Origin of the sequence: Paenarthrobacter sp. CC6, from assembly GCF_040560085.1 — a bacterium.
GTDB classification, from domain to species: domain Bacteria; phylum Actinomycetota; class Actinomycetes; order Actinomycetales; family Micrococcaceae; genus Arthrobacter; species Arthrobacter nicotinovorans.
This window is the reverse complement of record NZ_JARDAN010000001.1, coordinates 65,820-90,626: the sequence shown is the minus strand read 5'-3', so window position 1 is coordinate 90,626 and position 24,807 is coordinate 65,820. Positions and strand designations below refer to the sequence as shown.

The 24,807-nt window shown below is 63.5% G+C and carries 22 protein-coding genes; 17 read left to right on the top strand and 5 right to left on the bottom strand.

Annotation, left to right across the window (positions count from 1 at the left end):
* Positions 1-12 precede the first annotated feature (12 nt).
* Both rimI and tsaD read left to right on the top strand, forming a co-directional pair.
* Complete coding sequence (gene rimI, locus PV760_RS00415; RefSeq protein ID WP_064721609.1) at positions 13-516, top strand: ribosomal protein S18-alanine N-acetyltransferase; 504 nt, start codon at positions 13-15, stop codon at positions 514-516.
* The gene (gene tsaD / locus PV760_RS00410; RefSeq protein ID WP_354626905.1) at positions 513-1,670 is read left to right on the top strand and encodes a tRNA (adenosine(37)-N6)-threonylcarbamoyltransferase complex transferase subunit TsaD; all 1,158 of its coding nucleotides are present in this window, start codon (positions 513-515) and stop codon (positions 1,668-1,670) included. The genes rimI and tsaD overlap by 4 nt, the downstream gene beginning before the upstream one ends.
* Positions 1,671-1,681: 11 nt before the next feature.
* Here the strand turns inward: tsaD and PV760_RS00405 are convergent, their stop codons facing one another.
* On the bottom strand, positions 1,682-2,833 hold the full coding sequence (locus PV760_RS00405) for a glutamate--cysteine ligase (protein WP_026266994.1): 1,152 nt from the start codon (positions 2,831-2,833) through the stop codon (positions 1,682-1,684).
* Between the two features lie 200 nt (positions 2,834-3,033).
* On the opposite strand from PV760_RS00405, the gene PV760_RS00400 reads away from it, so the two are divergent.
* Genes PV760_RS00400 through PV760_RS00390 form a run of 3 tightly spaced genes read left to right on the top strand, consistent with a single transcriptional unit; the run spans position 3,034 to position 5,192 of the window.
* Positions 3,034-4,188, top strand: coding sequence for a GTP-binding protein (locus PV760_RS00400; protein ID WP_354626904.1), 1,155 nt, complete (start codon positions 3,034-3,036; stop codon positions 4,186-4,188).
* Between the two features lie 30 nt (positions 4,189-4,218).
* On the top strand, positions 4,219-4,341 hold the full coding sequence (gene ykgO, locus PV760_RS00395; protein WP_011775528.1) for a type B 50S ribosomal protein L36: 123 nt from the start codon (positions 4,219-4,221) through the stop codon (positions 4,339-4,341).
* A 38-nt stretch (positions 4,342-4,379) separates the two neighbouring features.
* Complete coding sequence (locus PV760_RS00390; RefSeq protein ID WP_018776628.1) at positions 4,380-5,192, top strand: shikimate 5-dehydrogenase; 813 nt, start codon at positions 4,380-4,382, stop codon at positions 5,190-5,192.
* A 13-nt stretch (positions 5,193-5,205) separates the two neighbouring features.
* On the opposite strand, the gene PV760_RS00385 is transcribed toward PV760_RS00390, so the two are convergent.
* The gene (locus PV760_RS00385) at positions 5,206-6,441 is read right to left on the bottom strand and encodes a THUMP-like domain-containing protein (protein ID WP_064721611.1); all 1,236 of its coding nucleotides are present in this window, start codon (positions 6,439-6,441) and stop codon (positions 5,206-5,208) included.
* A gap of 67 nt (positions 6,442-6,508) precedes the next feature.
* Between PV760_RS00385 and PV760_RS00380 the strand changes: the two genes are divergently transcribed.
* The 7 genes from PV760_RS00380 to PV760_RS00350 all read left to right on the top strand — a co-directional run bounded on the left by PV760_RS00380 (position 6,509) and on the right by PV760_RS00350 (position 17,217).
* Positions 6,509-6,871, top strand: a complete 363-nt coding sequence (locus PV760_RS00380; RefSeq protein ID WP_018776626.1) for a hypothetical protein — start codon at positions 6,509-6,511, stop codon at positions 6,869-6,871.
* Positions 6,872-7,062: 191 nt separating this feature from the next.
* Positions 7,063-7,359 carry a co-chaperone GroES gene (groES, locus tag PV760_RS00375; protein ID WP_018776625.1) on the top strand — a complete coding sequence of 99 codons (297 nt, stop codon included), beginning with the start codon at positions 7,063-7,065 and terminating at the stop codon, positions 7,357-7,359.
* An 84-nt stretch (positions 7,360-7,443) separates the two neighbouring features.
* Positions 7,444-9,057: a chaperonin GroEL gene (gene groL / locus PV760_RS00370; RefSeq protein ID WP_354626903.1), complete on the top strand. Its 1,614-nt coding sequence runs from the start codon at positions 7,444-7,446 to the stop codon at positions 9,055-9,057.
* A gap of 253 nt (positions 9,058-9,310) precedes the next feature.
* Complete coding sequence (locus tag PV760_RS00365) at positions 9,311-11,410, top strand: acyltransferase family protein (RefSeq protein WP_354626968.1); 2,100 nt, start codon at positions 9,311-9,313, stop codon at positions 11,408-11,410.
* Positions 11,407-13,482, top strand: coding sequence for an acyltransferase family protein (locus PV760_RS00360; protein ID WP_502921412.1), 2,076 nt, complete (start codon positions 11,407-11,409; stop codon positions 13,480-13,482). Before PV760_RS00365 ends, PV760_RS00360 begins: the two co-directional genes overlap by 4 nt.
* Positions 13,483-13,692: 210 nt before the next feature.
* Positions 13,693-15,204 carry an IMP dehydrogenase gene (guaB, locus tag PV760_RS00355; protein WP_018776621.1) on the top strand — a complete coding sequence of 504 codons (1,512 nt, stop codon included), beginning with the start codon at positions 13,693-13,695 and terminating at the stop codon, positions 15,202-15,204.
* Positions 15,205-15,318: 114 nt separating this feature from the next.
* Entirely contained in the window at positions 15,319-17,217 is a 1,899-nt protein-coding gene (locus tag PV760_RS00350) for an ABC transporter ATP-binding protein (RefSeq protein ID WP_018776620.1), read from the top strand.
* Here the strand turns inward: PV760_RS00350 and PV760_RS00345 are convergent.
* The 3 genes from PV760_RS00345 to PV760_RS00335 are packed head-to-tail and all read right to left on the bottom strand — an operon-like array spanning position 17,214 to position 19,475.
* Complete coding sequence (locus PV760_RS00345; RefSeq protein WP_052247246.1) at positions 17,214-17,864, bottom strand: hypothetical protein; 651 nt, start codon at positions 17,862-17,864, stop codon at positions 17,214-17,216. The genes PV760_RS00350 and PV760_RS00345 overlap by 4 nt on opposite strands.
* Positions 17,861-18,499 (bottom strand): hypothetical protein, encoded by a 639-nt coding sequence (locus PV760_RS00340; protein WP_018776618.1) that lies wholly within the window; start codon positions 18,497-18,499, stop codon positions 17,861-17,863. Before PV760_RS00340 ends, PV760_RS00345 begins: the two co-directional genes overlap by 4 nt.
* Positions 18,500-18,548: 49 nt before the next feature.
* Complete coding sequence (locus PV760_RS00335; RefSeq protein ID WP_354626902.1) at positions 18,549-19,475, bottom strand: WXG100 family type VII secretion target; 927 nt, start codon at positions 19,473-19,475, stop codon at positions 18,549-18,551.
* A gap of 223 nt (positions 19,476-19,698) precedes the next feature.
* On the opposite strand from PV760_RS00335, the gene PV760_RS00330 reads away from it, so the two are divergent.
* From PV760_RS00330 to PV760_RS00310, 5 genes are all read left to right on the top strand, one after another.
* Positions 19,699-20,832 carry a GuaB3 family IMP dehydrogenase-related protein gene (locus PV760_RS00330; protein ID WP_018776616.1) on the top strand — a complete coding sequence of 378 codons (1,134 nt, stop codon included), beginning with the start codon at positions 19,699-19,701 and terminating at the stop codon, positions 20,830-20,832.
* Between the two features lie 162 nt (positions 20,833-20,994).
* Positions 20,995-22,749, top strand: coding sequence for a glycerol-3-phosphate dehydrogenase/oxidase (locus PV760_RS00325; protein WP_018776615.1), 1,755 nt, complete (start codon positions 20,995-20,997; stop codon positions 22,747-22,749).
* A gap of 47 nt (positions 22,750-22,796) precedes the next feature.
* Entirely contained in the window at positions 22,797-23,285 is a 489-nt protein-coding gene (locus PV760_RS00320; RefSeq protein ID WP_018776614.1) for a PTS sugar transporter subunit IIA, read from the top strand.
* A gap of 72 nt (positions 23,286-23,357) precedes the next feature.
* Positions 23,358-24,224 carry an SURF1 family protein gene (locus tag PV760_RS00315; RefSeq protein WP_354626901.1) on the top strand — a complete coding sequence of 289 codons (867 nt, stop codon included), beginning with the start codon at positions 23,358-23,360 and terminating at the stop codon, positions 24,222-24,224.
* Positions 24,221-24,721 carry a DUF3817 domain-containing protein gene (locus PV760_RS00310; protein WP_018776612.1) on the top strand — a complete coding sequence of 167 codons (501 nt, stop codon included), beginning with the start codon at positions 24,221-24,223 and terminating at the stop codon, positions 24,719-24,721. Before PV760_RS00315 ends, PV760_RS00310 begins: the two co-directional genes overlap by 4 nt.
* Positions 24,722-24,807: the final 86 nt, after the last annotated feature.

Genomic DNA, 24,807 nt, shown 5'->3' with positions numbered 1-24,807 from the left:
GGGACGGGAACTGTGAAATTGTCACCCAAACTGGAGCTCGCCGGGGTTTCCCTGCGCGACATGACCGAAGCCGACATCCCGGCCGTAGAGGCTTTGGAGCGCCGGTTGTTCCCCGTGGACGCATGGCCGCTGCAGATGTTCTTCGACGAACTGGCCCAGCCCGAAACCCGCCGTTACGTGGTGGCCGAGGCCGCAGGGGAGATCATCGCTTATGCGGGATTGATGTGCATCGAGCCCATCGCGGACGTCCAGACGATCGCCGTCGTGCCTGAATTCGAAGGCCGGGGCATCGGCTCCGCGGTCCTCGCGGAGCTCATCGATGAGGCGCGGCGACGCCGCGCGGCAGACGTGTTGCTGGAAGTGCGGGCGGACAATCCCCGCGCGCAGCAACTCTATGTGCGTTTCGGGTTCGAGCAGATCCACGTCCGTCCCCGCTATTACCGCGACGGAACAGACGCCTTGATCATGAGGCTGACCTTGAACGAACAACACCCTTCCGAAGGAGCCCCAGCGTGAGCGGCCTTAATCGACAGCAGCCGCTGGTGCTCGGCATCGAGTCGTCCTGCGACGAGACCGGTGTGGGCATCGTCCGCGGGACAACGTTGCTGACCAACACTGTGTCTTCCTCCATGGACGAGCACGTGCGTTTTGGCGGCGTCATCCCGGAAATCGCTTCGCGGGCGCACCTGGACGCCTTCGTGCCCACGTTGCAGGAGTCGCTGCTTGAAGCCGGGGTCACCCTGGACGATATCGACGCCATTGCCGTGACGTCCGGCCCGGGCCTCGCCGGGGCGCTTATGGTGGGTGTTTGTGCTGCGAAGGCCCTGGCGGTTGCCACGGGGAAGCCGCTCTACGCGATCAACCATTTGGTGGCGCACGTTGGCGTTGGCCTGCTGGATCAAAGGCGAACCCCGGAAGGAAAGCCCGACGCCGGTGCTGCCGCCGGCCTGGGTTCGGGGCAGTTGCCGGAGAACCTCGGGGCGCTCCTGGTGTCCGGGGGCCACACTGAAATCCTGCGCATCCGGAGCATCACGGACGATGTCGAGCTGCTGGGTTCAACCATCGATGACGCCGCCGGGGAGGCCTACGACAAAGTGGCGCGCATCCTTGGTCTGGGCTATCCGGGCGGACCCGCAATCGACAAACTGGCACGCCAGGGCAACCCCAAATCCATCCGCTTCCCGCGTGGCCTGACGCAACCCAAGTACATGGGGACCGCCGAGGAGAAGGGGCCACACCGTTATGACTGGTCTTTCAGCGGTCTGAAAACTGCCGTGGCCCGCTGCGTGGAACAGTTCGAGGCCCGCGGCGAGGGAGTGCCGGTGGCGGATATCGCTGCCGCGTTCCAGGAAGCCGTAGTGGATGTCATCACCTCAAAGGCGGTTCTGGCCTGTAAAGAGAACGGCATCACGGACCTCCTGCTGGGCGGCGGCGTCGCTGCCAATTCCCGGCTCCGGGAACTGACCGGACAGCGCTGTACCTCGGCCGGGATCAGGCTTCACGTTCCGCCGTTGGATCTGTGCACGGACAACGGGGCCATGGTGGCGGCGCTGGGCGCCCAGCTGATCATGGCCGGCATCGACCCCAGCGGAGTGGAGTTCGCACCGGATTCCTCCATGCCTGTCACCACAGTGTCAGTACCTGCCCAGGCCGCCGGCCCGGGCAGGTAAACCGGGAACCGCTAGGCGTCGGGACCTTTTCGCATCTGCTGGACGAGGTCCATGACCACTGCCTGCAGGTCGCCGTTGTGTTCGGCGGCGACGCGGCGCTGCCGCTGGTAGCTGGCACCGCGTTCGACGATCTTCAGGACATCGGCCAGTTCTTCGGAGCAGCCAAGCTTGGCTGCCACAGGCTCAAGCCGCGCGACGGTTTCGGCCAGGTGCTCGGTAACGAGCTGCTCGTTGCCAGCGGCATCGAGGATGATGATGGCTTCCATGCCGTAGCGGGCAGCGCGCCACTTGTTTTCCTGCACGTGCCACGGAGGCATGGTGGGGATGCTGCCCCCGGCATCAAGAATGGAGGAGAATTCGTCCACCAGGCACTGGGTCAGGGCCGCGATGGCACCGACTTCCTCAAGGGTTGCCAGGCCGTCACAGATGCGCATTTCGATGGTGCCAAGGTTGGCAACCGGGCGGATGTCCCAGCGGATTTCGGAGGTTGAGTCGATCACTCCGGTGGTGAACATGTCCTGGACGTAGGACTCGTACGCCTCCCAGGTTTCGAACTGGAACGGCAGGCCGGCTGTCGGAAGCTGCTGGAACATTAGCGCGCGTTGTGATGCGTACCCTGTTTCCTCACCGGCCCAGTAGGGGCTGGAAGCTGACAATGCCTGGAAGTGCGGAAAGTAGTTGACGAGGCCATCCAGGACGGGGAGGACTTTTTCTTTCCTGTCGATGCCCACGTGGACGTGAACGCCGTAGATGACCATTTGGCGTCCCCACCATTGGGTCCGCTCGATCAGTTTGGCGTAGCGCTCTTTGTCGGTGACCGGCTGCAGCAGGGGAGGGCTGAAGGGGTGGCTGCCGGCGCAAAACACTTCGACACCCATGGGATCGGTGACTTCGCGCACTGCGGCGAGGGACCGGCTGAGGTCCTCTTTGGCTTCGTTGACGGTCTCGCAGATGCCCGTGACGAGTTCCACCGTGTTGAGGAGCAGTTCGCGCTTGATATGGGGGTGTTCGTCGTCCTCATTGAGGTCCGGGTGGTTTGCCGCAACGCCTTTCAGGACGTCGTTCGCGACGGATACCAGTTCCCCTGTGCGTGCATTGACGAGCGCCAACTCCCATTCCACACCCAGTGTCGATTGCCTGGATGGCGCAAAATCAATCTGCACGTAGTCCCCTCGGTTTGTACTGTCCGGCTATGTGTACTGTCCGGCAATGTGTTGTTTCGGCCGGACACGGTTCCCCGCTGCGGGGCCGCCAGCGGTCGGATCAAGTCTAATGCAGCCGGAACTCGCATGATTGCGGCGGGTGCGCGGGAGAAATGACCCGTCATTTGCTAATGCGAACCATTCGCATTAGAGTGTGTGCCATGCACCTCACGATCGTCAGTTCCCTGGACAGCCAATGCCGTGAGGCAGCCACCGAAAGGCTGGGGCGGACCCATGCCAATTCCGTGGTGGTCCTCCACGATCTCCTGGATGGCTCACTGGTCCTGCGGCGCGTTTACCGCAACGGCCGGTTGTTCGAACGCGGGACGACGGTCCTGGAGCACGGTTGCCTGAGCTGCACCGTCCGGCTTGACGTGGTCCCGACCGCCGAACGGCTCGCCGCATGCGGCTTCGACCACGTCGTCCTGGGCCTGCCGCCAGGCGTCGCAGCCGGAATGGCCGTGGCGGAGCTCCGCAGTGGGCTCAGCCGCCCGGCGGTCATCGACAACGCCGTGCTCGCCTTGGACCCCGCAGAGTTGGACGACCACATCTGGGACCGCCACACCCTGTTTGAGTCCGGCTTCACGTCCATGCCCCAGGACGAGCGGACCAGTGGCGAATTCCTGGTCGGCGAATTCGGGCACGTGGACACCGTGATGGCCTATCCGGGATTGGGTGCCGTGCTGACAGGGGATCCCCGCGAGGGTTCGCCGCAGTGGGTGTCGGGGGTGGAGTTACTTGGCGAATTGGCACCCCATGCAACCGTTGCCGCAGCGGCCGATGATTTCCGGCCGGGCTGCTTCGACCCCGCCGAAGCAGCTGCCCGCAACCGTCCCGGCGTCGTGCGTGTGCCCCTGGCTGAAAGGGAAGGTTCCTTCCGGACCGTGCTCCATCGGGCTGCCCGGCCACTTCATCCGGGCCGTTTCCGGGAGGCGCTTCCGCGCTTGGCTGTCGGCATGCACTGGATGCGGGGCCGACTGTGGATCGCCTCCGCTCCCACCAAGCGGATAGCTGTCCAAGGCATCGGTCCACGGATCTGGCTCGAAAGCACGGGCAACTGGATGGCCGATTCCACGGAAGCAGCCCCCATGGGAGAAGGCCTGCGCGGAGAAGTGGGTGCCGACGTCGACGCTTTCCTCGACTGGCACCCCAGCCACGGGGACCGCGGAACCGTCCTGGCCATCACTGGGCGGGCCGACGATGTTGACGCCGCGGAAATCCGTGAACTCCTGGAAGGCTGCCAGCTGACGGAGGCCGAAATGGCCATGGATGCCGACGCGTGGGATGACCCCCTGGAACTCAGCGACGCCCTCTAAGCCAAACACCAACAAAAAAGGAGAAACACCATGAAGGTCCGAAACTCGCTGCGTGCACTCAAGAAGATCCCCGGGGCGCAAATCGTCCGCAGGCGTGGCCGCACGTTCGTCATCAACAAGAACAACCCGCGCATGAAGGCCCGCCAGGGCTGACCGCACGGAAGCCTGGAGGGGCGTTGTTTAATGGGTGGATGCCCATCCTGAACAAAGACATGTCATTGTGCATTTCGCTCGCGGCCCGGCCCAGCAACATCGGGACGAGGTTCCATAACTATCTGTACGATCTGCTCGGCCTGAACTTTGTCTACAAGGCATTCGCCCCCGCGGACATCACCCTTGCGGTGGCGGGCATCCGCGGCCTCCCGATCCGGGGTGCCGCGGTGTCCATGCCCTACAAAGAGGCAGTCATTCCGCTGGTTGACGTCATGGATCCGTCGGCCAAGGCCATCGATTCGGTGAACACCATCGTGAACAACGACGGCGTCCTCACTGCCTACAACACCGATTACATCGCGATCGCCAGGCTTCTGAAGGACCATGAAGTCCCCAGCGGCCATACTGTCTTGCTCCGCGGCGCCGGGGGAATGGCCAAAGCTGTTGCGGCCGCCCTGAGGGACGCCGGGTTCACTGCCGTCACCATCGTGGCCCGCAACGAAACCACCGGCCGAGCGCTCGCCGACCTCTACGGCTTCGATTGGCAGGACGACGTCAACGGAGCCACCGCGGACCTCATCATCAACGTCACCCCGCTGGGCATGGCCGGCGCGGACGAAACCGCCCAGTCCTTTGACGACGCCACCATCGCAGCCGCGCAGGTGGTGTTCGATGTGGTGGCCCTTCCCTCCGAAACGCCGCTCATCACCGCCGCGCGCGCTGCGGGCAAGCCGGTCATCACAGGAGCCGAGGTCATCGCCATTCAGGCCGAGGAACAGTTCGTCCTGTACACCGGCGTTCGCCCGACGCCCGGCCAAGTACGGGAGGCCTCGGAATTCTCGCGTCGCTGACGCCGCAGGCCTGCTAAGCCTGGGCGGTCACCGGTTCCACCACGACAGCCACTCTTTCCTCGCCGATCCTGGTGAGGACAAGGGTGGCTGTTTTCGCATCTTTGCCCTTGGCGGGTTTGGCGGGGAGCAGCTGCTTCCGCAGTTCCTCGGGTGTCACTGCCGTGCCGCGCTTCTTGATATCCAGCACGGTGATGTTGTTTGACTTCACCCACGCTTTGAGGGCCTTGACGTTGTACGGCATCACGTCCAGCACCTTGTAGGCCCGGGCAAACGGAGTGTCGTGGAGTTCCGGGGCGCAGATATACGCGATGTGCTCGTCCACCAGGTGCCCGCCCAGCCGCTCGGCGACGTCGGCCACCAGGCCCGCGCGGATCACCGCACCGTCGGGTTCGTAGAGAAAGCCTTCAACAGGCCCGACGGCGGCTTCCGGGCCACCGCCGAAGTCCTCGCCGCTGGTGATTTCGGCGGCGCCCTGGCTGCCAAGGAGCAATGCGGCGCGGCGGACGCCCGGGCGGGCTACTGAGTTGAACCACAGGGTGGCCTCGGTGACATCGCCGCCCACGGAAACCCATTGGGCCTCGCAGCCCGAAGGCACCGAGTCGTGGGGGATGCCCGGGCCCATCTTCACCCCTACTGCACGCCCGGTGGCCGCCACGCTCTCCACGAAGGACAAGGGGGGCGAGAACGCCTCCGGGTCCCAGATTCTTTTGGTTCCCGACGTGGACGTGGTGCGTCGGGCAGGGTCCATCCACACGCCGTCGATGCCCTCGAGGTCCATTGATTCCGCGTCCGAGTGCACCACCGTTGCATGCGGGAAAGGCATGAGGTTGATCATGGCGCAGGCAGCGGTGGTTTCGTCCATCTCCACAGCGGTGACAGCAATGTCCATGGAAGCCATCGCCATGGAATCGGCGCCGAGGCCGCAGCCGAGATCGGCCACGTGGGTGATGCCGGCCTGGGCAAAACGTTCGGCGTGGCGGGCGGCGACGTTCAGCCGGGTTGCCTGCTCCAGGCCCGCCTGGGTGAACAGCATCTGCCGGGCGAATTCGCCGAACTTCGCCTCAGCCCGGGTCCGTAAACGGGACTGCGTGAGCACGGCGGCCACGAGTTCCGGGGAGTGGCCGGCCTTGCGGAGGCTGGCATTGACGCTGAAGGCATCAGCCTCACGGTAGGGTCCCAGCGAGGCAAGAAGCTCCCAACCTTCAGTGGTCAATAAAGGTGCGATCTGTTCCTGCGGTGCATGAGGCATGGGAACAAGCCTAACGTCGCGCGTCATGGCTGCGTGACTGGGGAATCAGCCGGATAGGGTTGTTTTCATGGAAGACAACGCAGCACCACAGCCCTCCCGCCTCACCACGTATGCCCGTCCCGCCCTGATCGCGGGCGCTGTCATCGCGGTGGTCTGCATAGGCTTGCTGATCGTTATTTTCGCGCTGGATTCCTTCAACGCAGCGGCCTACTCCGTCAGTGGCAAGAGCGTGAACGATGCGACGGATGAGGCACGCGACATCCGCGACCTCTACGCCGGTGCGCGCCTCGGCGGGATCATCGCGCTGGTGGTTTCCGGCGTCGTGGCGGTGGCTTCGGCGGTGGTGCTTTACCTGAACCGCGGCAGCGCTTCCTTGGATGAGGACGACGACGGCGAAGACTACGACCTTGATGACCTCCGGGACCAGTGACAACGTTCACCGATGACGAAATGCTGGCACTCACCTTGACCGAGTGCTAACGCCTTACATAGAGTCTAGTTAGCACTCTCCCCTTGAGGGTGCTAATCACGCCAGGCGTCCACCGGCACCGCGACGACGGTTGTACGCCACGGCACCCTAGTTCTTAGTCCATGAATCAGCTCATGAAAAGGAGAGTCCGAGTGTCGGTCTCGATTAAGCCTCTTGAGGATCGTATTGTTGTTCGCCCGCTCGAAGCAGAGCAGACCACGGCTTCCGGCCTGGTTATTCCGGACTCCGCGCAGGAGAAGCCGCAGGAAGGCGAAGTTGTTGCAATCGGCCCCGGCCGCTTCGATGACAACGGCAACCGCGTACCGGTTGACGTAGCTGTTGGCGACGTCGTCATCTACTCCAAGTACGGTGGAACCGAAGTCAAGACCGGCGGCAGCGAGTACCTCGTTCTGTCCGCCCGCGACGTCCTTGCGATCGTCGTAAAGTAACTTCCTGGAGCCCCGCACCGCCGTCGCGTTGGAATCATTCCGAGCGTCAGCGGTGCGGGTTTTCTGTCTCGAAAGGACACAACCATGGCAAAGCAGCTTGCTTTTAACGATGCTGCCCGCCGGTCTCTTGAGGCCGGTATCGACAAGCTCGCCAACACTGTCAAGGTGACGCTGGGCCCGCGCGGCCGCAACGTCGTCCTGGACAAGAAGTGGGGCGCCCCCACGATCACCAACGATGGTGTCACCATCGCCCGTGAAGTTGAGCTTGACGACCCCTACGAGAACCTTGGCGCCCAGCTTGCCAAGGAAGTAGCCACCAAGACCAATGACGTTGCCGGTGACGGCACCACTACGGCAACCGTGCTGGCCCAGGCCCTGGTCAAGGAAGGCCTGCGCAACGTTGCTGCCGGCGCAGCTCCCGGCGAGATCAAGCGCGGCATCGAAGTTGCAGTGGAAGCCGTCGCTGCACGCCTCCTGGAGAATGCCCGCGAAGTCGAAGGCACCCAGGTAGCCAACGTCGCAGCCATCTCCGCGCAGAGCGATGAAGTCGGCGAGCTCCTCGCCGAGGCCTTCGGCAAGGTAGGCAAGGATGGTGTCATCACCATCGAAGAGTCCTCCACCACGCAGACCGAGCTGGTCCTGACCGAGGGCATGCAGTTCGATAAGGGCTACCTCTCCCCGTACTTCGTCACCGACGCAGAACGCCAGGAAGCTGTCCTCGAAGACGCCCTCATCCTGATCAACCAGGGCAAGATCTCCTCGCTGCAGGACTTCCTGCCGCTGCTCGAGAAGGCCCTGCAGGCCAACAAGCCCCTCTTCATCATCGCTGAGGACATCGAAGGCGAAGCCCTTTCCACCCTGATCGTCAACCGTATCCGCGGCACGCTCAACGTCGTTGCCGTCAAGGCTCCGGGCTTCGGCGATCGCCGCAAGGCCATGCTCCAGGACATCGCTACGTTGACCGGTGCGCAGGTAGTTTCCCCGGACCTGGGCCTGACGCTGGACTCCGTTGGCCTCGAGGTACTCGGTACCGCCCGCCGCATCACGGTCACCAAGGACAACACCACCATCGTTGACGGTGCCGGTTCGGCCCAGGACGTTGCCGACCGCGTTGCACAGCTCCGCGCTGAGCTGACCCGGACGGATTCCGACTGGGACAAGGAAAAGCTGCAGGAACGCCTGGCCAAGCTCGCTGGCGGCATCGGCGTCATCAAGGTTGGCGCAGCCACCGAGGTTGAGCTGAAGGAAAAGAAGCACCGCATTGAGGACGCCGTTTCCTCGACGCGTGCAGCCCTCGAAGAAGGCATCGTTTCCGGTGGCGGTTCCGCCCTGATCCACGCCCTGAAGGCCCTGGACGAGTCCCAGGCAGTCAAGGACCTCGAAGGTGACGCTGCGGCCGCTGTAGGCATCGTTCGCCGCGCACTGGTCCAGCCGCTGCGCTGGATCGCGCAGAACGCCGGCTTCGACGGTTTCGTGGTCACCGCCAAGGTTTCCGAACTCGAAGCCAACCACGGCTTCAACGCCAAGTCCGGCGAGTACGAGGACCTGATCGCCGCCGGCGTGATCGACCCCGTCAAGGTCACCCGCTCTGCACTCCGCAACGCCGCTTCCATCGCTGCCCTGGTTCTCACCACCGAGACCCTGGTTGCCGAGAAGCCCGATGAGGAAGAAGACGCACACGCAGGCCACCAGCACTAAGCGCCTGTCCCACGGAAACCCCGGTCGCACCTAGTTGTGACCGGGGTTTCTGCTGTTAAGATCCTGTGCGATGCATCACAACTTCCGGGCCGGCGTATCGCTGTGGCCGCAGGGACCCGAATGACGCATCGGCACAGGTCACACACAGGAAGAGCTGCAAGAATGGATGGCTGAACCGGGCCCGGGGGAGGTGCGGAAGGCGGTCAGCAGCATCCTCGAAGTGGGGGCGGGTGGGCTGAACCGCGTATTATGGATGCTTTGTGCCAGCCGCTTTAAGGAACTGCCTAACGTGACTACCCCAGCGATTACAGCCCCTGCCCACCGCGGTAGGCGGGCTTCCGGTCCCGTTGGAAAGTCCAAGTTCCGCCCTGAAATCCAAGGTCTCAGGTCACTGGCCGTCCTCATGGTGGTGAGTTATCACATCTGGATCGGCCGGGTTTCCGGAGGGGTGGATGTCTTCCTCCTCATCTCCGCGTTCCTCATGACCCTGCAGTTCACGGGCCGTTATAAACAGGGCCGCCCCATGGACCTCCTGCGGCACTGGCTGCACCTATTCAGGCGGCTGCTGCCCGCCGTCGTGGTTGTCCTTCTGGGAACGCTGACAGCCACCTTCGTCCTCCTGCCACCTACACGGTGGGCTGAAATTGTCCAGCAGGCCTGGGCGTCCTTGTTCTACTACGAGAACTGGCTGCTCCAACAGCTTGCGGTGGACTACTACGCCACGGACCACAGCATGGCCAGCCCGGTGCAACACTTCTGGTCACTGTCCATCCAGGGCCAGGTGTTCATCATCTGGCCGGTGATCTTCGCAGCGGTCGCGCTTCTGTGCCGCCGCTTTGCCCTCAGGTACCGGGCGACCCTCGTGTATGTCTTCGCCATAATTTTCCTGGTCTCGTTCGTCTACTCCATCATCTTCACGGCCACCAACCAGGCTGTGGCGTACTTCGATACCTTCGCCCGTCTGTGGGAATTTGCCTTGGGCACCTTGCTGGCCCTGGTGCTGCCGGGCTTGAACTTCTCCAAACCCGTCCGCGTACTGATGGGCTGGATCGGCGTCATTGCCATGCTCACCTGCGGCATCGTGCTGCAGGTCCAGACGGCTTTCCCGGGTTTCGTGGCATTGTGGCCCACCCTGGCAGCCGTCGCCGTCATCGCGGCAGGCCAGACCGGCAGCCGCTTCGGTGTCGACCGGATCCTGAGCTCCAAGTTCCTGGTCCGCCTGGGCGACAATTCCTACGCCCTGTACCTCTGGCACTGGCCCATCCTGGTCATCGCGCTGGGCTGGAGCGGCAAAGAGCACGCTGGATGGCTTTCCGGCACTGCCATCATCGCCCTCTCGCTGACGCTGGCGTTCCTCACCACCAAGTACATTGAGAAGCCTTTCCGCCAGTGGAAGTGGCCCGAGATGAAGCGCCGCCGTTCGTTCATCGCGATCGTTGCCTGCCTTGCCGTGGTCACTGCGCCCCTGATGGGCTTTCAATACAGGCAGGACCTTGAACAGCAGGCTGCTGAAGCCCGGATGGTCTTCGACAATCCCGGCGCCAAGGCACTGCTGCCCACGTATGTGAACGAGGTTGCCCCCAACGCCCTCACCCAGCCCACCGCGGAACGGATCGGGCGCGACTGGGCCAAGCTTCCGGACGGTTGCTCCGGCGATACCAAACCGGAGTCGCAGCTGCTGCGCGACAACTGCCAGCAGAACAACGTGGGCTCTGATGCCACCAAGACTGTCCTCGTCCTGGGCAACTCGCATTCCCAGCAATGGCTGGCCGCGCTGGGCCAGATGGCTGAAGAACACCACTGGCGCTTGTATGCCTTGCTGTACGGGGCCTGCCCGTTTGCGACCGACGATTCCGATGTCGAGCCCGAGTGCAATGAGTTCAACAGGGAAGTGCGCAAACACATTGAGGAGCACGCCCCCGACGCCATCTTCACGGTGGGCACCAAGGCCGAACCCTCGGAGCCGGACGAGAAGCTGACGCATGGATTCGAGGAACTCGTCTCGGAAGTCACGGCCCGCGGCACTGAGGTCATCGCAGTACGGGACAATCCCAGGTTCACCTACAGCCTGACGGACTGCACCCTTTCGAAGGGAGTGGACAGCCCGGACTGCCGGCCGCTGAAAGCGGACGTACTGGCAGAGCCGAGCCCCTTTGAGGAAGTCATGGGCAAGTACAAGGACCTGTTCCTGATCGACATGACAGACCTGATCTGCATCGGCCTCTATTGTCCGCCCATCATCGGCAATACCTTCGTCTACCTGGACGACAACCACTTGACCAAGACCTATGTGAAGAGCATGACGGACATGCTTGATGAGAGGTGGTTTGCCGCGACGGGGTGGCAACGATGATGAGCACCCGCACCAGCACTCGCAGCGTGGATAAAATCACGACGCCGGAACGCGGCTTCCGTCCGGAAGTCCAGGGCCTCCGCGCCCTGGCTGTGCTCATGGTCGCTGCCTACCACATCTGGCTTGGCCGGGTCTCGGGCGGGGTGGACGTGTTCCTCCTCATCTCGGCTTTCCTTCTGACGTTGTCGTTCACGCGGAAGCTCGAAGCCGGTTCGCCGCTGAAACTGCTGCGGCACTGGCTCCACGTGTTCAAGCGACTCCTGCCCGCCGTCGTCGTGGTTTTGCTGGGTGTTCTGCTGGCGACCTGGGCATTCATTCCGCAGAGCCGTTGGCCGGATGTCCTGGCCGAAGCCTGGGCGTCCCTGTTCTACCGGCAGAACTGGCAGCTCGCGGACAATGCCGTGGATTACTACGCGCAGGACCACTCCGGTGCCAGCCCGCTCCAGCACTTCTGGTCCCTGTCTGTCCAGGGCCAGGTGTTTGTCCTGTGGCCCCTGGTCTTCGCTGCCGTGGCGCTGCTGCAGCCAAGTTTGGCCCGGCTTCTCCCGAAGGGGCGGACGCTGAGTCACCGGAGCCTGCTCTTCTTCGCGTTCGGCGCGGTCTTTCTGGCCTCCTTGGTGTTTTCCATCGACCAGACCGCCAACAACCAGGAGTACGCGTACTTCGATACCCGTGCCCGGCTCTGGGAGTTCGCGCTGGGTTCCCTGCTCGCCCTGGCACTCCCGTACCTGAAGCCCGGGCGCAGGCTCCGGGTGTTCCTCGGTTGGGCTGGAATCTCCGCCATGCTCGCCTGTGGCCTGGTCCTGACAGTTGACCGGTCCTTCCCGGGATTCATCGCGTTGTGGCCCACGCTTGCCGCCGCCGCTGTCATCGTCGCCGGGCAGAGCGGCAGCCGTTTCGGCGTCGATCGCCTCCTGAGCTCACGGCCGTTGGTCCTGGTGGGTAACAACTCCTACGCCCTTTACCTGTGGCACTGGCCGGTCCTGGTGTTCTTCCTGCTGGTCAGCGGCACCACGGCTCCGAGCCTCTTGCAGGGCCTGGGCATCATGTCGGCGTCCATGCTCCTTGCGATCGGCACCACCAGGTTCGTGGAGGAGCCCATGCGCCGCTGGCAGTGGCCGGACGTGCGCTCCTGGCGCGCCGCCGTCGTGATAGCCGCCTGCGGTGCGTTGCTCGCCATGCCGGTGACCGTTTGGCAGGGTGCCATCGCCGCTGAAGATGCAGCGATTGCCGGCCAGCCCAAGGAACTGACGCCAGGGGCTGCAGCCTTGTCGCCGGAATTCGTCGGGCAGCCGGCCCAGGAGGCCATGATCATTCCGGCCCCTGCGGCCATGAAGGACGAGTGGGCTGACATCGACGGCTTGTGCACCGGAGACAACGTGCCCAGCGACCCCTTGCTGCAGGGCTGCCTCCAGAACGACGAACCCGACGTCGTCACCAAGGAAATAGTGGTCCTCGGTGATTCGCACGCCCAGCAGTACATGGCGGCGCTCGGCCCCATCGCCAAGCAGCACGGCTGGGAAGTGGTGACGTTGCTCAAAGGCAGTTGCCGCTTCGGCGCCGAATCCGTCGAACGTACCGACGAGTGCAATGAATTCAACAAGGCCAGCGCCAACTACGTGATGGAACACAAGCCTGACGCCGTGTTCACGGTGGCGTCGCTGACGCACGCCGATGCCCCGTTCGAGACGGAGGTGCCCGGCTACCTCGAAGGCATCAAACCGTTCACGGACGCGGGGATCGATGTTGTGGGAATCCGCGACAATCCCAGGTTCAGCATCAACATGCCCGAATGCGTGCAGAAAAAGGGCCCAGACTCGCCCGATTGCAAGGCGCCGCTGGAAGAGTCCCTTGCGGAATCTTCACCGTTGGATGATTACGTCGGAAAAGTCGACCGGCTGTACTTGATGGACATGAGCGACTTCATCTGCGAGCAGGGCACGTGCCCGGCAGTCGTGGGAAATGTCTATGTCTACAAGGACGACAACCACCTCACCAAGACCTACGTGCAAAGCATGATCCCGATGTTCGAGGAGCGGCTCCTGGCGGCCACCGGCTGGTCACGCAGCTGATTTTCGTTCCCCGGGGACTTGAAAACCGGCGACGGCGGCCTGCCGCCAGTGCTGTTGCTCACACTCCGGCGTTACGGAATATGGCGATTGCCGCGGAGGTTCTACTATTTATTCAACACTTATGCACAGGCCAGTCCCGTAATGACGGGCTGGTCATCAGTTGCAACCCCTACCAGTTAAGCCCCCGGAACCAAGGTAAGAGGCGCACTCATGACCCAGCCCGAACACAATCCCTTCGGCCTTATCGGCCTGACCTACGACGACGTCCTGCTGCTTCCCGGACACACGGATGTCATCCCGTCCGAAGCGGACACGTCTTCCCGGATCTCCAAGCGCATCACCGTGCAGACGCCGCTGCTGTCCGCCGCCATGGACACCGTGACCGAATCCCGCATGGCCATCGCCATGGCGCGGCAGGGTGGCTTGGGCGTGGTTCACCGCAACCTCGCCATCGACGACCAGGCGGAGCACGTTGACCGCGTCAAGCGCAGCGAGTCCGGCATGATCACCAATCCGTTGACCATCGGTCCGGAAGCCACCTTGCAGGAACTGGACGAGCTCTGCTCCCGGTACCGCGTGTCCGGCCTGCCGGTTGTTGACACCGACGGCCGCCTCCTGGGCATCGTGACCAACAGGGACACCCGCTTCATCCCGGAATCGGACTTCCCGTTCCGTAGTGTCAGCGACACCATGACCAAGATGCCGCTCATCACCGGGCACGTGGGCATCAGCCGCGACGAAGCCTCGCACAAGTTGGCCACCAACAAGATCGAGAAGCTCCCGCTGGTGGACGAACAGGGCCGGTTGAAGGGCCTCATCACCACCAAGGACTTCACGAAAGCCGAGCAGTACCCGCTCGCCACCAAGGACGATGAAGGCCGCCTGCGGGTCGGCGCTGCCATCGGCTTCTTCGGTGACGGCTGGGAGCGCGCCATGAAGCTCATCGACGCCGGCGTTGACGCACTTTTCGTTGACACGGCCAACGGCCACTCCCAGGGCGTCCTGGACATGATCCGCCGCCTGAAGTCCGATCCCGTTGCAGCACACGTTGACGTGATCGGTGGCCAGGCCGCCACCCGTGAAGGTGCGCAGGCTCTGATCGACGCCGGTGCCGATGGCATCAAGGTTGGCGTCGGACCCGGATCCATCTGCACCACCCGCGTTGTTGCAGGCGTGGGCGTTCCGCAGATCACCGCAATCCATGAATCCGCCAAGGCTGCCATCCCGGCAGGCGTCCCGCTGATCGCCGACGGCGGCCTGCAGTACTCGGGCGACATCGGCAAGGCGCTGGTCGCCGGCGCCGACACCGTCATGCTCGGATCCCTCCTGGCAGGTTGTGAGGAGTCCCCGGGCGACCTCATTTTCGTCAACGGCAAGCAGTTCAAGAGCTACCGCGGAATGGGCTCGCTGGGTGCCATGCAGTCCCGTGGCAAGAACACGTCCTACTCCAAGGACCGCTACTTCCAGGCTGATGTTTCCGGCGATGACAAGCTCATTCCGGAAGGCATCGAGGGCCGCGTTGCCTTCCGTGGCCCGCTGGCATCGGTCGCCTACCAGCTGGTTGGCGGTCTCCGCCAGACCATGTTCTACACGGGTGCGCCCACCATCCCCGAACTCAAGGCCCGGGGCAAGTTCGTCCGCATCACCCCGGCAGGCTTGAAGGAATCCCACCCGCACGACATTCAAATGACCGTGGAAGCCCCCAACTACGGCTCCCGCTAAGCACCTCCTGTTCCCCGCGGATTTCCGCGGGGAACAGTTGTTTAACCACCCGACTGTGTAACCGCCCGGTATCCGCCCGACGGTAATGTCGGCCCTCGGGAATAGGCTGGGCACATGTCAGAGAAGTCCGCGCAACCGCGGCACCCGGAGTCGATCCCGCTGAATCCGGGCCAACCGGGGAAAGCGCCGCCCCGCAAGCTGGCCCTGCGGCCGTACGCACGCGCCGTCGGGCAGGTCCTGAAGGTGAGCTTCAAGGCCTCACCGGTGGCGGTCATCATGAAAGTCCTTGGCTCGGTGATCTCAGCGACCCTGCCGCTTGTCACCACGTACTTTGCAGCGTTGACCACCACGGCCCTGGCTGCCGGCTACGCAGGGGACCCCGACGCGGGCCCCCGCGCAGTGCTTTACGTCGTCATCACTGCCGCCCTGGGCCTGTTCTGGGGTGCGTTCAGCAGTGTGGACCGCTACATCCAACAGCTGATGAGCTTCAAGGTGGGCGCCATCGTGGGCGACCTGATGTACCAACGGTTCCTGGCACTGGAATTCTGGCGCTACGACGACAAAGAGACCGTGGATCTCTACGACCGCGCAAAGCGTTTCTCCGACTCCTATGCGCGGGTCCTGGACAGGATTGCGGCCATCTTCACCCAGCTCGTCTCGGTGATTCTAGCCGTCGGCGCGTTGCTGTTGGTGAGTTGGTGGATTGCCGTGATCGTGCTGGTGGCGATCGTGCCCAGCGTCTACCTTCAGTTCAAGCTGTCGCGTGAACAGATCGCCCACTGGAACACCCAGGTGGATTCGCGCAGGCAGCGCCGGATGATCGAGCAGAACCTGCTGCGGCCACAGCACATCGCTGAAATGCGGCTGTACGGCATTGTCGGCTATCTCATGGAACTTCGCTCCAGGTTGAGGGATGCCGACGAACGCAGGCGCCTGGACTTCCAGAAACGGTACATCCCCAAGCAGCTGGCTGCCGACGCCCTGCAATACGGCGCTGAAGTGGTATCGCTGGTGTGGGTGGTGGGGCAGATCATTGCCAGGGCCCAGCCGGTGGGTCAGTTCCTCTACGTCCAGCAGATCGTGAGCCGTGCATTGTCAACGGCGAACAACCTGGTGTCCTCGCTCAGTTCCATTGACGAGGACCTGGCCAACCTGAAGGACTACGAGCTTTTCATGGCGTTGCCGGTGCCCAGCGGAAACGAACAACCCTTGGAAGTGTCGCCCACCACCGTGGAACTGCGTGATATCCGCTTCAGCTATACGGGAAGTGACATCGAGGTCATCAAGGGTATTTCCATGACCATCAAGGCGGGGCAGCACATCGCCATCGTGGGGGAGAACGGCGCCGGGAAATCCACGCTGATCCGGATCCTGGCCGGGCTCTACCGGCCCGACTCCGGCCAGGTCTTGTTGGACGGGAAGGATCTCGCCGGAATTGACGTGACCAGCTGGCACCGGCACCTGGCAGTCCTGAGCCAGGAATTCCTGAAGTACGAGTTCGCCACGGCCGCAGAGAACATCTACCTCGGCGACGTCGACTTGCCCCGGGACGATCTGCGCATCCGGAAGGCGGCATCCGACGCGGAGGCCATGGAGTTCATCGACAAGCTGCCTAACGGGCTGGAAAACCATGTCAGCAACTGGATGGAAGATCCACGCGGGCGGAAGGGAAGCGGGCTCTCCGGCGGCCAGTGGCAGCGGCTGGCAATGGCCCGCAACTTCTACCGTGACGCCTCATTCATGGTGATGGACGAGCCCACCTCAGCCATTGATGCCCTGGCCGAGCACCGGATTTTCACGAGGCTCTTCGCCGATCGCAACAGCACCATCATCGCCATCAGCCACCGCCTTGCCACCATTGAGAAGGCGGACATCGTCTACATGCTGGAGGACGGTCGAATCGCCGAACAAGGTACGCACAGGGAACTGGTGGCCCTCCGCGGACGGTACTTCAGGATGTTCGAGTCCCAGCTTTCGGTGGATGAGGCCAGCCGGGAGAGTCCCGAGGCTTAGAGCGGCCCGTAGCCGGCATTGCCCACGGGATCGCGCCAGGTGGCAAGATCCTGTTCCAAAAGCGCCCGGAAGCGTGGATCACTAGCAGCTTTCCGACGCAGGGATTCCCGTGAACGGCCCATGATGGTGGCCGGGACGAGGATCGCGGCCACCAAAAGGAAGATCATGAACGCAAGAACCGTTGCCAGTGTCAGCAGCGTCCCGGGGTCCTGCCACGTTGAGGGTTTGGCCGTGAAAGCGAACAGTCCCGCGAAGACGACCAGGACAAACGCTACGAAGGAGAGCGCCCCCCGCAGGCTCCCGGGCCCACGATTGACCAGCGCACGGCTTGTCCGCGGCAACCGGTCCCGCACCCGGACGTAGAAGACGCCGCAGAGCACTGCGACTGCCGCGCCGGGAAGGCTGAGGGCGGCAATAGTCGCGAAGGTGCCAAGCCGGACCGCGAGGACGACGCCCAAAAGGACGAGGACTGCTCCGATTCCGGTCCCGGCAGCCCAGGCACCCATGTAGGCGCCGCGCGCGCCGGCGATTTCGCGCAGGCGGGAGCGCGCATTCGCCGGAGTGATGGCGGAGAGCTCAGGGGAAAGCCAATAGTCCAAGGGGCGGTCGGAATGGAAAAGTGGAGCGGGGCCGGACTGGTAGCTCACGCGTTCTGCTGCTCCAGTCCTGCGCGGATCCGGGAATCGAGCTGCTCACTCGCGAGGGCCGACGAGTCGAGGTTTTCGCCCTCGCCTTCAGCGATGGAAAGGGAACCGTCGGCCTCCGCTTTGACGTGGACTGCGCGGGAGGTTCCGTCCTTAAAGTGCCGGCGCGTTGTGGCGGCCGCGGGGTATCCGTCCGGTGCTTGCTTCAGGTAGTAGTCGGCCATCTGGATGGCCGTGGTGACCATGCCTTCGGAGCCCGTAATGGGGTGCAGCTCGTGAACGCCGTACTTGCTCAGGTTGAGCAGCAGGGCGCCCTGCTCTGCGCCAAACATGAAGGAGACATGTTCAGACGACGGGGTCACGAGGGCCGTTTCCAGCCACGACGTGGAATCTGCAAGCACCGCTGTCACCGTGGCAGCCGGGCCGACGGGCTGGAGTGCGTCGTTTTCGATCTTCATCAACCCACGCTCCAACAGCGTGGATACCCCTGCCTGTTCCAGGGGAGCCCCGGCTGCGTGGTCGAGGCGGAAGAGGGTCTGGCACCTCAGCGCGCCGTCGGTGCCAGCCAGTGCAATAAGTGCGATGAGCTCATGTTCGGTAATGAGCAATGCCTGGGTTTCTTCGGTCTGCGTGGTCATTTCTGCCTTCTCTTGAGCGGTTCTGTGTCCAGTCTAGGAAGTCGCGGGGTCATGTGAGCCATCCCCAGACCTTCTTCGCGCCGTCGGCTATCGCTCCGGCGGCGTCCTGCGCTCCCTCCCAGACATGTTTCGCGCCATCAGCGATCATGGAAGACGCGGAATCGTAGCCCATGTTGGTGGCCAATAGACCCAGGCCGCCCCACGCGATGCCGGCGATGGCGCAGGCAGGGCCGATAACCGGGACGAAACTGCCCACGGCCAGGGCAGCGGAGATGCCGCCGTCCACGGCCATTCCGGGGTGTCCCGTCTGGATGCCTTGATAGACCTGCAACCCGCCGGTCACGACGCCCAATGCTCCCGAGACACGGCCGAGCATCGAACTGCCGTTGAGCAGTTGGGTGCCCCTGACATACCCGGCGCCGGCAGCCTGTCCGTACTGGGCACTCAGCCACGGCCACCTCGTCAGTTCAGTCACCAATCCGCCCCTGGCCATCTGGGCCAGGATGGAGTCCGCCACCACGCCGTTGGCAGTCACGAGGGCGTTTCCGGCCCACCATCCCTGGCTGCCGCTGACGCCGAGCACGCCTTCCAAGCCAGTGGTGGGGGCGACTTGACTTCCATTGCTACCGGGGACCTGGGGGACGTTCGGTCCGCCAGACCCGCCGGGACCGCCAGATCCGCCCGGTCCGAAGCCGGCAACGCCGCCATCAGCACTGGCCTTCTGCTGTTCGTCGGCCTGGGTGCGGAGCATCTTGGACGCGTCATCCAGGGAACGGGAGGCTTTGTGCAGCATGGGGCGCAGGGTGCTGCTCCACTCGCGTCGGAAGCGCTCGCCGTCGTTTCCTTTCCACGCCACGCTGGTGATCAGGCTGTTGACCTGGAGTTCCTGGTTCTGGAGCCGGCTCCCGGCTTGTCCCATCTGCATGGACAACGAGCGGAGCTGTTCGATGTCGGCTCCGTAGAATCCGGGCGCCATGGTTCCCCCTTGCATGGTGTGGTGTGTTTCCGCAGGCTATCGGATTTGTCCGGGATCCTGCCATGGGCACCTCTGCCCATGTGGAAACTGCCAGGCGGGCACCCTTGGTAGCCGGTGGCCCCGCAGCCGGCCGGGAAGGGCGCGGCTTCTTTCAGCGCTTTGTGAAGCGCCCACGCCATTTGCCGAATCGGGGTTCGGCAAGGGGTCCAGTAAAGTAAGAGCCGTGACTTATGAGATTGAGATTGGCCGTGGCAAGCGTGGGCGTCGTGCCTACTCCCTGGACGACATTGCGATCGTCCCCAACCGCCGGACCCGCGATCCCAAGGACGTCTCCGTCTCCTGGCAGATCGACGCCTACAAGTTCGACATTCCGGTGATCGCAGCGCCGATGGACTCGGCCATGTCGCCGGAAACCGCCATCGCCCTGGGCCGTTTGGGCGGCCTCGGCGTCCTGGACCTCGAGGGCCTGTGGACCCGCTACGAAGATCCCCAGTCCGTGCTGGATGAGATCTCAGCGCTCGCCGGCGAAACCGCGAGCCCTGCCGTTACCCGGCGCATGCAGGATCTCTACAAGGCACCCATCCAGCCTGAACTCATTACCAGCCGCCTTGCCGAGATCCGCGCCTCCGGCGTCACGGTGGCAGGTTCCCTGACGCCGCAGCGCACCCAGGAGCACTACAAGACCGTCCTCGCCGCCGGTGTGGACATCTTTGTCATCCGTGGCACCACGGTCTCCGCCGAGCACGTCTCCAAGAACCACGAGCCACTGAACCTGAAGCAGTTCATCTACGAACTCGACGTTCCCGTGATCGTCGGCGGTGCCGCCGGATACACCCCGGCGCTGCACCTCATGCGCACCGGCGCTGCCGGCGTCCTGGTCGGTTTCGGCGGCGGTGCCACCACAACTACGCGCCGCGCCTTGGGCATCCACTCGCCGATGGCGTCGGCCATCAGCGACGTCGCCGCCGCCCGCCGTGATTACCTCGATGAGTCCGGCGGCCGTTACGTGCATGTCATTGCCGACGGCGGCATGGGCGCCTCGGGCGACATCGTCAAGGCAGTTGCCATGGGCGCCGACGCCGTCATGCTGGGCAGCGCACTGGCACGGGCCGAGGAAGCCCCCGGCAAGGGCTGGCACTGGGGCCAGGAAGCCCACCACCTTGAACTCCCGCGCGGCGACAGGGTTAACGTTGGAACTGTTGGCCCCCTGGAAGAAGTTCTCTTCGGTCCCGGGCACCACACCAACGGCACCTCCAACCTCATTGGTGCCCTGCGTCGCTCCATGGCGACCACCGGCTATTCGGACCTGAAAGAGTTCCAGCGGGTCGACGTCGTCGTTTCGCCGTACCTCGGCTAGGCCTAAAACAGAAGGAGGGCCCCGGGAACAGACCACACGCTGCTCCCGGGGTCCTTTTTTGCCGGATTCTGTCCGGATGCACCTCATCGGCAGCCCTGCCCAAGGCGACGAGCAACAAGTAGGGTAGGGGATTACCAGCTGTTGCGTTTGAGGAGGGGTCCGATGAGCAATGTCGCAGGCGGTCCGCAGGTGAATTCTCCGGGGGCACTGAGCCCGGAATCCCGTGCCGCATCCATTGATGTCCTGAAAGCCACTGCCGAGCCAGGCAAGGAGTTGGACATCCTGATTGTCGGTGGCGGCGTGGTGGGCGCTGGTGCTGCCCTGGACGCGGTCACGCGCGGGCTCACAGTTGGCATCGTCGAAGCCAGGGATTGGGCGTCCGGCACGTCATCCCGCTCCTCAAAGCTCATTCATGGTGGCCTCCGCTATTTGGAGATGCTGGACTTCGGGCTGGTCCAGGAAGCCCTGCAGGAACGCGGATTGCTGATCCAGCAGATCGCACCCCACCTGGTCCGGCCCGTTCCGTTCCTCTACCCGCTGACCCACCGTTTCTGGGAACGCCCCTACGTGGGCGCAGGCATCATGCTGTACGACACCTTGGGTCTGACGTCCGGCCACAGCCGTGGTGTCCCCATGCACAAGCACCTCTTCCGACGCGGCACCCTGCGTGCGGCTCCCAGCCTCAAAGACGATGCCTTCGTGGGATCGATCCGTTACTACGACGCCCAGGTCGATGATGCCCGGCTTGTGGTCAACCTTGTCAGGACAGCGGCGCATTACGGGGCACACGCGGCCAACAGGGTCCGCGTGGTCGACTTCCTCAGGGAGGGCGAACGCGTGGTGGGTGCCAAGGTGGAAAACCAGGAGGACGGCAGCGTCTTCGAGATCCGGGCCAAGCAGGTGGTGAACGCCACCGGCGTGTGGACAGACGAAACGCAGGCCATGGTCACAGACCGTGGCCAGCTCAAGGTCCGTGCCTCCAAGGGAATCCACCTGGTGGTGCCACGGGACCGCTTCCAGTCCACTGTGGGTCTGATCCTTCGTACTGAAAAGTCGGTGCTCTTCGTGATTCCCTGGGGCCGGCACTGGATTATCGGTACTACCGACACGGACTGGACGTTGGATAAGGCCCATCCGGCTGCCTCCAGCAAGGACATTGACTACGTGCTGGAGCACGTCAACAAGGTACTCAAGCGTCCCCTGACCCGTGAAGATGTTGAAGGTGTCTATGCGGGACTCCGTCCGCTTCTGGCAGGTGACAATGACTCCACCGCCAAGCTGTCCCGCGAGCACGTAGTGGCCCACCCCGTCCCCGGTCTGGTGGTGGTGGCCGGTGGGAAGTACACGACCTACCGTGTCATGGCCAAGGATGCCGTGGACGAAGCAACGAGGGCCATGGACGAGCGTGTCCCTTCCAGCTGCACCGACACCATTCCTTTGCTGGGAGCGGAGGGATTCAAAGCGGCCTGGAACCGGCGGGGGAGGTCCGCCGAGCAAGCAGGTGTGCACGTGGCACGCGTGGAGCACCTGCTCAACCGCTTTGGGTCCATGGCATCGGAAGTCCTCGCCACGATCTCCGACAGGCCCGAACTGGGCGAGCCGCTTCCGGGCGCCGACGACTACCTGGCAGCCGAAGTCGTCTACGCAACAACCCATGAAGGCGCTCGGCACGTCGACGATGTTTTGACCCGCCGTACCCGGATCTCCATTGAAGCGTGGGACCGGGGTGTGTCTGCGGCGCCCGTAGTGGCTAAGCTGATGGGAGAAATCCTGGGCTGGAGCGATGCTCAGCGTGAAAGCGAGATCAAGCACTACCTTGCACGTGTGGAGGCTGAACGACTCAGCCAGCAGCAACCCGATGACGAATCGGCGGATGCCGCACGCATGGGAGTGGATGACATCGTTCCCCTCCGCTGACAGGCGCAGGGAGTTGAGGCCGGGAGGCCACATGGAGGGAACACGACTTGGCTGAACCACTGGACCGATATGATGCGGAACTGACCACCCCGGACACGGTCATTCTTGAACTTGTTGCCGAGGACAAGATCGACGCCGCAGCACAGTTGGCTCAAAAGCTCCATCAGGCCGGACGGATCTCGGACCTTGATGGTTTCCTGGAGCAGGTACATTCGCGAGAACACCAGCTGGCCACCGGGCTTCCCGGCGGAATCGGTCTTCCGCATGCCCGCAGCGAATTCGTGGACCGGATCTCCATCGCCGTAGGCGTCACCAAGTTTGGCCATGCGCTGGACTTCGGTGCTGCAGACGGCCCTGCCACACTGATCCTCCTCATCGCCACACCGGCCAGCTCCTTCTCGGACCATCTTGAAGTTCTGGCCACGCTTGCGCGTTCCCTCTCCAAGGAATCATTCAGGGAGTCCCTGCGCCGTGCGCACGATCCCGAAGTGATTTCCGAGCTCATCAACTCCAGCCTGGTCTTCTTCGACCACTAAGGATTGGTGCCCCTCCAGGCGGCCCCAGCCCTCGTTTCGTTGTTCTACAGCCGGACGAAGTACGGTTAAGGGGTGTTGAAAACCGCTCTGAAACCCCGCTGGATCGCAGGACTGGTCTTTGCGCTTCTGTTGTCCGGGGTGTTCGTGCTGCTTAGCCAGTGGCAGCTCGGCCGGTCCACCCAGCACGAGAGCCCTGCTGCTTCCACCACTGAAGAAGTCAAACCCCTGGTCGACGTCCTGAAGCCGGGCCAGTTCTTTCCCGGCTCTGTTTCCGACCAGATGGTCACCGCCACCGGCTCCTACGATCCAGGCAAGCAGGTCCTGGTCGAGGGCAGGCTTTACAACAACCAAAAAGGTTTCTGGATCGTCACGGCCTTCGAGGTCAACGGCGCTCCTACGCTGAAGGGTGTCGCCGCCTCGCCGCAGACCTGGATTCCCGTAGCACGCGGCTGGGTGGCTGATGCCGCCCAAGCGGGCCCGCCGCCGTCGGGCACTCTTACGCTGACCGGTCGCCTGATACCGTCCGAAGCGCCCGTACCAAATGTCGACGCCGGCCCGGGCCGCGCGTCGGCGGTCTCCACCGCGGAACTCATCAACAGCTGGGATGTTTCAAGCTACCCCGGTTTCATAGCGGCCACATCCGAGGTGGCTGGCGGTGTGAGCGTCCCACTGGGCGACAACGTCAAAGCCCTCAATATTCCACCCCAGCCACCGGCAGAGCAGATCAACTGGCTGAACCTCTTCTACGCCGTGGAATGGGTGGTGTTCGCCGGATTCTCCGTCTTTATCTGGTGGCGGCTGGTGCGTGATGACTACCGCCGGGACCTCGAGGACGACGAGGACGACGACTACTACGATGAGGTCCCTGAAGACCCCCATGCCTTGCCCGCAACTACCGAACCTTCAAGTCCCGACCCAGAACATAAGGTGCAGCAATGATTGAGCCCAAACCTGCCATCCAGCCTGAGCAGTCAGGACCGAAGCCCAAAAAGCGGCGGTTCGGCGGGACGGAAGCGCAGATCCGTTCGGCCTTGAAGTTCTACAAAGTCATGGCCTACCTGACTGGTGCCATGCTGCTCCTGCTGTGCGCTGAACTGATCGCTCGGTACGTTTTCGGTGTTTCACTCTTCGCCGGCGGAACCAACGCCGTGACGGGCCAGCCCTTTGGCTTTGGCTTTGCCGAATCCGAGCCCAAGGGCGTCATTGGTGGATTCAACATCTCCACCACGGTGCTGATCGTGCACGGCTGGATGTACGTGGTTTACCTCGTCTCCAACTTCCGCTTGTGGTCGTTGATGCGGTGGCCGTTCTCCAAGATGGTCCTGCTGGCATTGGGCGGCGTGATTCCGCTGTTGTCCTTCATTGTGGAGAAGAAGTTCCACGCACAGGTGGAAGCAGAACTGGCAGCCAATCCCCAGGCTTCCAAGCGCTACTAGGCGCCACTGGCCGTTCCCGATGTGAGATGCCTAACGGGAGTGCCCGTTTTGGCCTCCGGCCGCCCTTGTCAACGTGCGCGGGGGCG